Annotated in this window: 10 protein-coding genes; 5 read left to right on the top strand and 5 right to left on the bottom strand. The window is 41.6% G+C overall.

Annotation, left to right across the window (positions count from 1 at the left end; genetic code table 11):
* The first annotated feature begins 23 nt into the window (after window positions 1-23).
* Window positions 24-446: an acetyl-CoA carboxylase biotin carboxyl carrier protein gene (locus ACZW67_RS03555; RefSeq protein WP_465182183.1), complete on the top strand. Its 423-nt coding sequence runs from the start codon at window positions 24-26 to the stop codon at window positions 444-446.
* Window positions 447-574: 128 nt separating this feature from the next.
* Here the strand turns inward: ACZW67_RS03555 and cueR are convergent, their stop codons facing one another.
* The 4 genes from cueR to ACZW67_RS03535 all read right to left on the bottom strand — a co-directional run bounded on the left by cueR (window position 575) and on the right by ACZW67_RS03535 (window position 5,659).
* Entirely contained in the window at window positions 575-967 is a 393-nt protein-coding gene (gene cueR / locus ACZW67_RS03550) for a Cu(I)-responsive transcriptional regulator (RefSeq protein ID WP_465182182.1), read from the bottom strand.
* 127 nt (window positions 968-1,094) lie between these two features.
* On the bottom strand, window positions 1,095-3,557 hold the full coding sequence (locus ACZW67_RS03545; protein WP_465182181.1) for a heavy metal translocating P-type ATPase: 2,463 nt from the start codon (window positions 3,555-3,557) through the stop codon (window positions 1,095-1,097).
* 365 nt (window positions 3,558-3,922) lie between these two features.
* On the bottom strand, window positions 3,923-4,807 hold the full coding sequence (locus ACZW67_RS03540; RefSeq protein WP_465182180.1) for a DMT family transporter: 885 nt from the start codon (window positions 4,805-4,807) through the stop codon (window positions 3,923-3,925).
* 96 nt (window positions 4,808-4,903) lie between these two features.
* Window positions 4,904-5,659: a helix-turn-helix domain-containing protein gene (locus tag ACZW67_RS03535; RefSeq protein WP_465182179.1), complete on the bottom strand. Its 756-nt coding sequence runs from the start codon at window positions 5,657-5,659 to the stop codon at window positions 4,904-4,906.
* A gap of 226 nt (window positions 5,660-5,885) precedes the next feature.
* Here ACZW67_RS03535 and ACZW67_RS03530 point away from each other — a divergent pair, with 226 nt between their 5' ends.
* Window positions 5,886-6,392, top strand: a complete 507-nt coding sequence (locus tag ACZW67_RS03530; RefSeq protein ID WP_465182178.1) for a GNAT family N-acetyltransferase — start codon at window positions 5,886-5,888, stop codon at window positions 6,390-6,392.
* A 184-nt stretch (window positions 6,393-6,576) separates the two neighbouring features.
* Here ACZW67_RS03530 and ACZW67_RS03525 read toward each other — a convergent pair whose 3' ends face one another.
* Window positions 6,577-7,698, bottom strand: coding sequence for a Fic family protein (locus ACZW67_RS03525; protein ID WP_465182177.1), 1,122 nt, complete (start codon window positions 7,696-7,698; stop codon window positions 6,577-6,579).
* 404 nt (window positions 7,699-8,102) lie between these two features.
* Here ACZW67_RS03525 and ACZW67_RS03520 point away from each other — a divergent pair, with 404 nt between their 5' ends.
* From ACZW67_RS03520 to ACZW67_RS03510, 3 genes are all read left to right on the top strand, one after another.
* Window positions 8,103-8,816, top strand: a complete 714-nt coding sequence (locus ACZW67_RS03520) for a DarT1-associated NADAR antitoxin family protein (RefSeq protein WP_465182176.1) — start codon at window positions 8,103-8,105, stop codon at window positions 8,814-8,816.
* A 375-nt stretch (window positions 8,817-9,191) separates the two neighbouring features.
* A complete protein-coding gene (locus tag ACZW67_RS03515) occupies window positions 9,192-10,541 on the top strand; it encodes a diaminobutyrate--2-oxoglutarate transaminase family protein (RefSeq protein WP_465182175.1) in 1,350 nt (449 codons plus the stop codon).
* Window positions 10,542-10,668: 127 nt separating this feature from the next.
* Window positions 10,669-12,174 carry a pyridoxal phosphate-dependent decarboxylase family protein gene (locus ACZW67_RS03510; RefSeq protein ID WP_465182174.1) on the top strand — a complete coding sequence of 502 codons (1,506 nt, stop codon included), beginning with the start codon at window positions 10,669-10,671 and terminating at the stop codon, window positions 12,172-12,174.
* Window position 12,175: the final 1 nt, after the last annotated feature.

Genomic DNA, 12,175 nt, shown 5'->3' with positions numbered 1-12,175 from the left:
AAAATTAAGATAAGGAATGTATTATGGATATAGAGCAAATAGCACGTGTGGTCAAACTGGTTGAAAGCAGTCAGCTGCACGAAGTCACGATTGCAGACAACGGGCAGTCTATTACGGTGGTTAATAATCTAGGTGCGCAGAATAATGTGAGCGCTAATCCTATAGAGTCAACACCTACTCATGAGCCTGAACAGACGGGTAGTGACGTATTGCAAATAGGTGCCACTTACGTGGGGAAGGTCTACTTAAGTGAAGACGATGCAACAGACAACTTGATCAAAGAAGGCGACCACATTCAAAAAGGTCAAACCGTTTGCTTCATTGATGAGTTGACCCGTTTGCAGCCAGTGATTAGTAATAAAGAAGGTGTTGTCACGGCAGTTTTGGTTGAAAGTGGCCAGAACGTTGAATACGGACAGCCTATTTTTGAGTTAGCCCGTCGTTAAAGACCGTTAACATGGTTTTGGTTAAGTCAAAATCTAAACCCTTTAAGCGTCATCTGTCGCTTAAAGGGTTTTTTATGTGCTGAGTATTTGTATTGGCCTCATCATGTATTTCGTACATCTGATATAAGTTATTTACTCTGTCCTAGATCCTCTAAAATAGCGCACTCTGCATTGTTATCGCCTGCGCAATGATCAAAAGAGTTCTGTAACGAATCGACCATCTCCTGCAATTGAGCAATTTTTTGGTTTAGCGTTTCGATATGCTCTTGTGTCAGTTGTTTAACATCTGCACTCTGACGGTTGGCATTTTTGCGCAGATACAGTAACTCTTTCATTTGCTTGGATGAGAATCCCAAGTCGCGAGAATGTCTTAAAAAGCATAAGTCGTCGATATCGTCTTTAGAATACAAGCGATAACCTGAGTTCGAGCGATTGACTGTTTCTAGCAAGCCAATCTGCTCATAGTAGCGAATCATTTTGGTAGAGATGCCTGATTGCTTTGATGCTTGACCAATATTCATAATTGTCCTCCTAACTCAAAAAGGGACTTAAATAACAAAAGGGTTTAAATAACCTGTGTATTTAAACCCTATATGGATATCCTTTACGATTCTATATTCACTCTGTAGCGGTTTAGTAGTTCGCTGACTATACTTTAAAGTACTTGAGGCGTAATGCATTGCCTAAGACAAAAACAGAAGACAGTGCCATGGCGCCTGCCGCAAAAATGGGTGAAAGCAGAATACCAAATGCGGGATACAAGACACCTGCGGCAATCGGAATCAAAGCAACATTATAAATAAATGCCCAAGCCAGATTTTGTCTGATATTACTGATAGTTGCTTTACTCAAGGCAATCGCAGTAGGTACACCTTGCAGACTACCTGACATTAGCACCACTTCAGCCGCCTCAATCGCAACGTCTGTGCCTGTACCAATGGCCAATCCAACATCGGATTGAGCCAATGCAGGGGCATCATTGATACCGTCACCAACAAATGCCACTCGGCCATATTGTTCTTGCAACTGGCGTACTGCATCCACTTTTCCTTCGGGTAATACTTCTGCCACTACCTGATCGATATTTAATTTTGCGGCAATCGCTTGGGCGGTATGGCGATTATCACCTGTAATCATGGCCACTTTTAAGCCTAACTGATGTAGTGCGGCAATGGCGGCATGAGTCGTCTCTTTAATAGGATCTGCAACGGCGATGATAGCGGCCAACTGCTGGTCAATAGATACATAGAGTGGGGTTTTACCTTCTTGCCCCAAACGTAGCGCATCTTGTTCAAAAGGCGCAACATCAAGCCCCAATTGCTGCATGTAACGATCTGCGCCAATGTGAATCACTTGGCCTGCCACGTTTGCTTGAATACCTAAACCTGTCATCGCCTCAAAGTCAGTGATAGGTAGCAGTTGAATATTCTGTTCTTCTGCGGCTTGTACAATGGCTAAGGCAATGGGATGCTCAGATTTTGCTTCAACCGATGCCACCATACGTAGGACTTGTTCTTTCTCAAACCCTTGTTGGACTTGAAAATCCGTTAAGGTAGGTTTGCCTTCAGTCAATGTGCCTGTTTTATCAACGGCAACCACGCTCACATCCTGAAGCATTTGTAGCGCTTCACCTTTACGGAATAATACACCTAACTCTGCACCACGACCCGTACCGACCATAATAGAGGTGGGAGTGGCCAATCCCATTGCACAAGGGCAGGCTACAATGAGCACGGCAACCGCATTGATTAAGCCAAAGGTCAAGGCAGGGTCAGGGCCAAAAATCAACCAAACTATAAAGGTTAATGCTGATAAAAACATCACCGCTGGTACAAACCACATAGTGACTTTATCCACCAATGCTTGAATCGGTAATTTAGAGCCTTGGGCTTGTTCTACCATACGAATGATTTGTGCCAACACAGAATCTTCACCGATGGCCGTGGCTCGAATATTTACAGTGCCGTTTTGATTGATAGTACCGCCGACCACTTGATCGCCTGCTTGTTTTTTTACAGGAACAGGTTCGCCAGTAATCATCGATTCGTCAATATAACTATGACCGTCAACGACTTCGCCATCGATAGGCACACGCTCGCCTGGACGAATCTCAACTATCATTTGTGCGGTGACGTTTTCTACAGGGACTTCAATGACTTTGCCATCTTGCTGTACACGGGCCGTCTTTGCCTGCATGCCTACTAAATGCTGAATGGCTTGAGAAGTACGCCCTTTGGCCTTTGCTTCAAAATAACGACCTAATAAAATCAAGCTCACAATCATGGCAGCGGCTTCGTAATAAACGTGCACCGTGCCTTCAGGTAACGCTTGCGGGATAAAGGTCGCTATTAGAGAAAAGCCATATGCTGCGATAGTACCAATCGCCACTAGCGAATTCATATCTGGCGCAAAACGCAATAAGGCTGGCACGCCTTTTTGATAAAAGCGTCGGCCTGGAAAGAGTAGTACCAATGTGGTCAAAACAAACTGTATCAACCAACTTTGCTGAGTGCCTAGGTTATTCACCACCCACATATGAAAGGCGGGAATCATATGCGAGCCCATTGCTAGAATGAATACGGGCAGTGACAACAGCGCAGAAAGTCCTAAATCTCGTTTAAGCTGATTTTGCTCTGAGGCTTTTTTATCTTGTCGATCACTTTGGTCTTGTTCTACCAGTTTGGCCTCGTAGCCCGCTTTTTTAACGGCCTCAATTAAGTCGCTCGTTTGTATTTGCGCATCGCCTTTAATCCAAGCGCGTTCAGTCGCAAGGTTGACCGTGGCTTGTTGCACGCCAGCGACTTTGGCCAAAGATTTTTCTACTCGTCCAACGCAAGAAGCACAACTCATGCCTTCTATAGATAGCTCGATAGGCTTGGTTTCAGTCACCTTATAGCCTGCGCGCTCTACCGCTTTGTTTAACTGGGCAACATCTAAAGGCTGAGATGAGTAAACAGTCGCCTGTTCAGTGGCAAGATTTACCTCGGCATTTTCAACATGCTCAATATTTTTTAATTGTTTTTCGATACGCCCGACACACGAGGCGCAACTCATGCCTTCAATGCTCAGCACTTCATGATAAGTAGGGGCTTTAGTATTTTTTGTTTTCATAACAACCTCTGTCGTTTTTAACTATATTTTTAATCTTATTTCCAAATCTATAGCGACAGCATATAGGTTGACATCATGGTAAGGTCAAGCGTATTTCTATAATACTTTCAAAACATTACTCTTGAACCGTGTTGTGATGACGAAGTAAGGGTGCGGAAGGTTGAAATGAGAGGAGTTGTAGATAACAAAGGAGGATATTACCGATAACTTATCTCATGGAAACAAGGTCGGTACCCTAGTGAAGATTTGAATCTTTGGCTGTGTACTTCGTTGTGTACATGTAGTGAGCTATTTTAAGAATAGGTTTAATTATTTATGATCTAATATTCGATACTAATCTGCCTCATAACTATTAATTAGTTGTCTTATGGGGATTTTTGAATCTGATAAATGAACAAACTTGCACAGACCAATAGGACACCAAAAATAGTTAATACACTCAAAGTAGTATCAAAAATCAGACTTTCCAAGATCATCGTCAGTAGAGGCAACAAAAAGAATAAGGTGCTTACTTTGTCTGCGGAGCTATATTTGAGCATAAGCATCAATAGTAAATAAGCTCCTACAGAAACGACTGCGCCCATCCATACCAATGACAGCAAAGAGCAAGTATTGACTTCAAAAGACAATCCTTGATAAACAATCACAGCCGAGAATATCAAGAATGAAAAAATAGTCTGGATCAATAAGGTTAAAATAAGCGGCGTTTTAACCTTAGCTTGAGCGATAGTACCAAACGTGATGGATAGCAACGCCAGTACAGAAAGTACGATACCTGATACATTGATTTTATCGACGCTATGATAGCCTAATGTAGATAGCACCAAGCCTGAAAAACAAATCGCTAATAGTATGACGTTTTTAACGCTAACCGTGTTTCCACTTAATAGTGACGTTATAATCGGCTGTATACCAAGCACAAGTATAATGATGCCAAGGGATAGCCCCGTATTGATAGCTGAGAAATAAAAGGTTAAATAGAATACTTGCAGCAATAGACCTGAAAATATAACGCCCTTGACCTGATCCTTCTTAAGCTCAGTAATGTCTATTTTTTTATGAGTAGATTTTAGATATATGGCTAGTAGCAGTGACAAAGCGATTGCTGATCTTAAAAATAAAAAGCTCCAAGAGTCTGTATATTGCAAACCAACTTTTGCAAAGATGGCACCGCCACTCCATATTGCCAAAAAGCCTATAGGTGCAGCAAGATTTACAATATCTTGCTTTGACCGAGTGTGAATATTCAATTGCACTTCCTTACCTAGCGTACATTTATATCATGTGGCTATGGTAATGAAATTGATGCTCAAAGGTTTGTCGGAACAGATTGAAATATGTGCTGATTAGCTGATTGTTGGGTGCTTCATATTCTGATTGTGACAGCGAAGCCTATAAGGAGTCTGATGATAGACAGTAGAGAAACGACGTATAAAGGCAGACACGTTATCGTAACCGCACTTCTCAGCCACAATCGTAATAGGTGTATCGGTATTTAGGATGAGACCAAGAGCAGCTTGCATGCGAAGGTCGGTAATATAGGCGTTAGGGGTACAGCCAAGATGTTCCTTAAATAAGACTTTGAACTGACTCTCACTGAGACAGGCGATCTCAGCAAGTGATTTCACCGTATGATTGGTGGCAATATTACTTTTTAAAGTATGAACGACTGCAGTTAAACGAGTATCCAATCGCTTACTCATTTTAATGGCTCCAAGAAGCTCTTTTAATAAATCAAACATCATCCCTTCTATTTTTTTGTTATGAGCAGAGATCAATTGCTTTTCAACGAAAGATATATATAACAACGTTTTTTCATCCATTGCAAAATGGATCTCACTTGAGGACAGTTGTAAAAATTCAATGTTTTCTACATTTGCGACTAAAAATCGAAAGTCTTCTCTTGCCTGAAATTGATGATAAGTCCCTTTTCTAATGACTAATGCTTCCGCATAAGAGACGTTAATAGCCTGATTATCAATTATCATTCTAATCTCACCCACCAATGGCATGAGAATTTGATGGTAATCATGAGTATGACCTTCCAGTTGGCTGTCGTATGTCCTAATAAATAAATGATTTGTTAACTCAGTCTCTTTCATGAGGTCTATTCACTGTTTATAATATTTGTAGGCAACAGAAATTTGTGAAAGTGTAATAAGAAAGTCACTCTTCAATTGATAGAGTATCATTTTTCAACATATAGTTGCTCTGGGTGTTTTTAGGGCAGATTCATTAAAAAAAGCCCTCTAAATAATTGACTTTTTAATGCTTAGGATGATTTATCATAAAGTCTAACAAGCTAAAAAATCTTCAATGGATAACATTATGGATATCAAAATAATACCTCTATCAAAAAATGCATATCAGGATTTGTTCAAATTTGAACAGTATAATTGGAATTACTTTACACAAACAGTTGGCGAAAGACCTGATAGTTATCGAAATTATAACAGTTTTATATGTACTCAAAACGATATCCTACAAGAGCAAGCGAAGGGCGACATTGCCTTCTATGTGATATATCAACAGGATAAATTGGTTGGACGTATTAACTTACGCGATATTAGAAGCAGTAAAGCTAACTTGGGCTATCGCATTTGCCAATCAGCAGTTGGAAAAGGTATTGCTACTCTTGCAGTCAAAAAAATTATAGCTATTGCAATACAGATAGGTATAAAGCAGATTAATGCTGTAGTTTCAGAAACCAATCCTGCCTCAGAAAAAATATTATTAAAAAATGGATTTGAGTATTCACATGCTGAGAATGAAGCTGTAAGCCTAAATGACATCATGATCAGTATCAAACATTTCTATAAGCTGTTGGAATCTTAAAAAGTATAACCCAAGGGAACCAGCTATTTTAGCCCTTAAACCTATTAACAGACTACTTAAAACAGACTGCTATAATGGAACCACTAATAATATCCCGCGATCCTTGATACTCTGGATCCTCCCTAATTGAACGTTTCTCAAATTGTGAAGCGTCCTTAGATACTTGTTTATTAATATTCTAAATTCACAGCATGATTTCATAACTCGTACTACGTCCTGAGGCATCAGATTTTTTTAACATACCTTTTTCTACCAAATCATTAATATCTCTTAATGCAGTATCAGCTGAACACTTGGTTATCGTTGCCCATTTTTTGGTGGTCAGCTTGCCATAAAAACTCGTTAGTAAGGTATTGAGCATAGTTACCTGTCTAGTGTTTAGAGCTTGTTGACGATGCGTCTGCCAAAATTTTGCTTTGTTGATAATCTTATTGGTTGTGGTCTGAGCAGATAGAAGTGCTTGCTCTAGCGTCTGTAGAAACCAAATTAGCCACTCAGTCACATCCGAGTCGCCTTTTTGTGTGCGCTCTAGTATTTTATAATAGTCATTGCGCTGCTTGAGTATTTGAGCCGACATACTATAGAATCGCTGCTGACTATTATCACTTTGCGCCAGCACCCGCTCAGTGATGGCACGAGTTAAACGGCCATTGCCATCATCGAAAGGGTGCAAGGTGACAAACCATAAATGAGCGATACCGGCTTTGATAACCAGATCTAAGTCGTCTTGCGCATCTGCCGCTGTATTGAACCATAACAAGAAACGCTCTAACTCTATAGGCAGTCTATCCGCACTTGGCGCCACAAAATGAATCTGTTCGCGCCCATAGCCGCCAGATACCACTTGCATAGGGCCTTTACTGTCATCACGGATTTCTCCCATGTTAATACGGTACAGACCGCTATATCCTGTTGGGAACAAAGCGTGATGCCATCCTAGCAAATCAGTCAGGGTCAGCGGTGATTGATAGCCATAGGTAGCGGCAAGCATCATCTCAACGATCGCATCAATCTCACGCGTCGCCGCTGGCATGTCACTAGTATCTATACCCAAGTGACGCGCGACAGAGGAGCGTACCTGCTCATTATTCAGCGTTTCACCTTCAATCTCAGACGTTTTAACCACTTCAAGCGTCACCGCATCCAACTGTGCTTCAACGTTTAAGTCAAACCCTAGTGTTGATAGCTGCCCGAGCAGATGGCCTTGTAATATACGCACACGGCTAACCAATGGCAGCAACTGTTTATCTGACCAGTGCCACTGTGTCCAATCTGATCGCTCATGGTTGTATGTCACATATTTCATAACTTTCTCATAAATGCGGTGATTAACAATGCTATTCAATGCATATTATGCGGAGATTATCGCAGTTATTCAATGCATTTAGGATAAAGTAAGACGAATATAGGTCAAATACACTGCTTATGTTTACACCATGCAAAGCATTGATGCAAAAAACTCAGTAAGGTTATCAATAACCTTGAAATAGGGTAGGATAAATGACTAAGAATAAGATAAACTGCCTCCGCGAGCGTTGACTCGGTTCAGCGCATTTCAGATTGAGCAGCGATATTTTATTACTAGAAAGTAAAACCCCAATAATAAAGAACGTTGATAGCAGTGACAGAATTAACTGTCATAAGCATTTTTGCTAGATTAATGATGAAAGCACACTTTATACAAGACCATTGATATTAAGGCACATCACTATGGAAGACGCACCAAATACTATAGAACAAAGACCCGTATTCATGCCCAAAGTCAACAGTGACAATTTGGTAAAAACAGACATGGTTATGTTTGAGCGACATGTGGGGTTTGCAACCAGACAAAAGAAAAAATCCATCAATGACCTACAACAAGTCATTCGCAAAAAGTATGGATTTAAGCAGGTACTTGAGCTCTCTAGCAAGTCTGGTAATAAGCTAAGTTTTCCGCTAAGCCCTTTCAGCTTACAGATTACGGATGAGCATGATGGCAATCCATATAGTGTCGAAAATGCCTTTCAAGCCAGCATGATCTTTGAAGATGGTGGTCCTTATCTTGATTTACTGACAGTAGCGCCAAGACAAGCCCGCAAAGATGAGCGACTCACGACCTCAGGTGAACTCATTGGCTATAATTACTTTGGTATGGAGTGGGGCGTAGAGCCGTTAACGACGTTTTATGACTGGCTGTACGTGAATGCTCTAAAGCAAAACCCTCAGCTACATGAGGAAGTGATTCAATATCAAGGGTTCACTGATATCACTTTTAATCCTAAAAAGTCCATCCATAGTGCGGCGTATGCGTTAGCGTTATTTGTGGCGCTGCATAAACGAGAATTGCTCGAAAATATTGAAGATCCGATGACGTTTTATGACTTATGCAACGGTTTTAAAATTAGTAATACTGAGCATCTATTGGAAGATGGTTGGGTTTAATAGTTAGACTACTGCATCCGTTAGTAGTTAGTAGGCATTAGATAGCAGGCAGGTATAACAAAAAAGCACAGAATATCTTCTGTGCTTTTTTTTCGTTTATCAATTCAATATTCGCACTAATTTTTTCTCGTTTGACGGCCATTTATCTTATTTTTATCTCCATTTTTGAAATGAAGATAAACCCTAGCATATCGAAAAAACCAATAAGTAGGGGTTGACAGAAAATAATCAGAGGTAGATACTACGCCTCATTAATAATAATGATTATCATTTACATTTTTATTCAATAAAAATAAGCAGTATTTTAAGAAGTAAGCGTCAACACTTACTTTTGAATGTTTATCCAAGACGACTGACAATAACAAGGCTAAAGCTATGGACACGATCCTTTTAGACAAACCACTTGATAACGAATGCTACTTACACCGTCAAGAAAAATTTGAATCAAAGGTTCGTAGTTATCCACGTAAGCTACCCTTTGCGATTCAATCAGCCAAAGGCGCATGGATTACCGATGTGGAAGGTAATGAGTATATCGACTGCCTATCAGGCGCTGGCACGCTGGCACTTGGACACAATCATCCCGTAGTCATAGAAAGCATCAAAGCGCTATTGGATAGCAATCTACCGATGCATACATTGGATATCACCACACCGTTAAAAGATAAATTTAGCGAGTTCATGTACAAGTTACTTGCGACCAATAGCGATGAGTATTGCTTGCAGTTTTGCGGGCCGACAGGCGCTGATGCAGTAGAAGCGGCGATTAAATTGGCCAAACAAGTCACGGGTCGTTCAGGTGTGGTTAGTTTTAGCGGTGGCTATCATGGTATGACACATGGCGCGCTAGCGGTGACAGGGAACTTGGCACCTAAACAAGGTATCGAAGGCCTGATGAGCTCGGTGCAATTCTTGCCTTATCCAAATATGTATCGCTGCGCGTTTGGCTTACCTTTTGAGCAAAGCATCCAAGCCCATATGAGCTATTTTGAAAACTTCCTAAAAGATGTAGAGAGCGGTGTAGTGAAACCAGCCGCGGTCATTTTAGAAGTCATACAAGGGGAAGGCGGTGTCAATCCTGCGCCAATAGAGTGGCTGAAGCATGTGCGCCGAGTGACAAAAGAGCTGGGCATCATGCTGATCATCGATGAAGTACAAACAGGGTTTTGCCGTACCGGACGTTGGTTCGCCTATCAATATGCTGATATTGATCCCGATATGATTGTGATGTCAAAAGCAATCGGTGGTGGGCTGCCACTTGCGGTATTGGGTATCAAAAAACAATACGATGTATGGCAGGCGGGCAATCATTCTGGCACGTTTAGAGGCAATCAATTGGCCATGGCGACTGGCCTTGCCACCCTCAATTACTTAAAAGACAATAACGTTGCTGATTATGTTTTAGAAATAGGCGCGTGGTTTATAGCGCAGCTAAAAATACGCCAACAGCGCTATCCAAAAATGGGTCAAGTCAGAGGGCGTGGTCTCATGATTGGCATAGAGATTGTCAATTCCAGCCTACCTAAGCAAAATGACGGTAGCTATCCAGCAGACAGCGATGTGGCCGCCAAAATTCAGCAATCGTGTTTTAAGCATGGATTGGTGATTGAAAAGGGCGGGCGCGGTGGCACCGTACTGCGATTATTGCCGCCCCTCAATATAACCAAAGATGAGCTGCAGCAAGTCTTGCAAAGGCTTGATATGGCGCTAGAAGACAATCAATAGTCTTGCCAGCGCCTTAGCATGATTCACACATTTATAAAAAACCCTGACAACAACTCTAATAACGACTCTAATAATAAGTCACTTATTTGCGATTTATACAATCGTAGAATAAACAAGTGAGGACATTTTGCATTTATTAAATCAGCAAACCAGTGAGCAATATGTCGCGCATATGCAAAAAACCAGCGCTGTTATCAAACAGTGGCTAGACGACAATAATGTGTATTTGGGCGGCACACCGCAACAAGTGCAAGCGACCAATACCTTTAGCATCCGTGAGCAAGGCCGAGACATCGACACGATACTCGCTGATATTCAAAACAAGTTTTTACCCAGTTGTGTATCGACGGCCAATGCGAATTGCTTAGCCCACTTACATCCGCCCACACTGGTCATCGGTCAGATTTCTGAGATGATTATCGCGGCTACTAACCAAAGTATGGACTCGTGGAACCAAAGCCCAGCAGCGACCTATATCGAAAAAGACTTAATCCATTGGCTGTGTCAACGTTGTCAGTTTGGTGACATCTCTGATGCCTTCTTTGATGAACAGATAGGCCATAACGCTGGTGGTGTCTTTACCAGTGGTGGTACGCAAAGTAATCTGATGGGTCTACTGCTGGCACGCAATCAATTCTATAAAGCTAAGGGCTTTGATGTGCAAAAGGATGGCCTGATGGGTCAGCCTGTTGGCAACATCCTGTGCTCAGACCAAGCGCACTTTTCTATCGAAAAAAACGCGGCGCTATTGGGTTTGGGTCAAAAATCTGTCATTAAAGTAGCGACTGATGCATCAGGTGCCATGTTAATGTCTGATTTACAACATCAGATAGATAAGCTGGGTGCTGACAATGTAATGGCCATCATCGCAACGGCTGGCACCACCGACTTGGGTGCAATTGATCCTCTAATGTCTATCGGAAAAATTTGCCGTGATGCACAGATATGGCTACATGTCGATGCAGCATGGGGCGGGGCATTGCTACTATCACAACGCTATCGACACTTGATTGAGGGGCTGAATCAAGCTGATTCTATCACCTTAGATTTTCACAAGCATTTCTTCTTACCGATCAGCTGTGGTGCTTTTCTCTTACGAGATAATCAAAATTTCGAGAGTATTCGCCATCATAGTGAGTATTTAAACTCTGCTGATGACGAACAGGACAATATCTTAAATTTAGTCACGTACTCTTTACAGACCACACGCCGTTTCGATGCCTTAAAGCTGTGGATGGCGCTGGACTTACTGGGAACGGATGGCTATGCAGCCTTGATTGATAGCTGTCTGGATACTGCTAAGCAGGCGGCACAGCTGATTGATGCAAATGAAAATTTTGTACTCGTACATGAGCCCATCATCAGCAGTGTTTTGTTTTACTTTACACCCAAAGATACCGCGCTATCTGATGAGCAACTCGCACAGCTTAATCGCCACATCGCACAAGAATTATTGGTCAATAACATTGCCAATGTGGCCACCACCCAGTTTGAGCAGCGCCTTTGCCTTAAATTCACCATTCTAAATCCCAATACCCAAATCAATGATATTGCAGACATCATTGAGCAGATGGCTATTGCTGGTTTTAACCGACTCAATTCTGACAACCTGAACGTTGATGGGAAAAAATAAC

It is taken from the genome of Psychrobacter sp. TPE 89C (genome assembly GCF_055522395.1).
The sequence above is the reverse complement of the archived record's forward strand: the minus strand, read 5'-3'. Positions and strand labels throughout refer to the sequence as shown.

What these genes read in the sequence shown, in the direction of transcription:
- ACZW67_RS03530 (WP_465182178.1), top strand. Translation starts at nt 5,886, where the DNA reads ATGGATATCAAAATAATACCTCTATCAAAAAATGCATATCAGGATTTG.
- ACZW67_RS03555 (WP_465182183.1), top strand. Translation starts at nt 24, where the DNA reads ATGGATATAGAGCAAATAGCACGTGTGGTCAAACTGGTTGAAAGCAGT.
- ACZW67_RS03515 (WP_465182175.1), top strand. Translation starts at nt 9,192, where the DNA reads ATGGACACGATCCTTTTAGACAAACCACTTGATAACGAATGCTACTTA.
- ACZW67_RS03535 (WP_465182179.1), bottom strand. Translation starts at nt 5,659, where the DNA reads ATGAAAGAGACTGAGTTAACAAATCATTTATTTATTAGGACATACGAC.
- cueR (WP_465182182.1), bottom strand. Translation starts at nt 967, where the DNA reads ATGAATATTGGTCAAGCATCAAAGCAATCAGGCATCTCTACCAAAATG.
- ACZW67_RS03520 (WP_465182176.1), top strand. Translation starts at nt 8,103, where the DNA reads ATGGAAGACGCACCAAATACTATAGAACAAAGACCCGTATTCATGCCC.
- ACZW67_RS03525 (WP_465182177.1), bottom strand. Translation starts at nt 7,698, where the DNA reads ATGAAATATGTGACATACAACCATGAGCGATCAGATTGGACACAGTGG.
- ACZW67_RS03545 (WP_465182181.1), bottom strand. Translation starts at nt 3,557, where the DNA reads ATGAAAACAAAAAATACTAAAGCCCCTACTTATCATGAAGTGCTGAGC.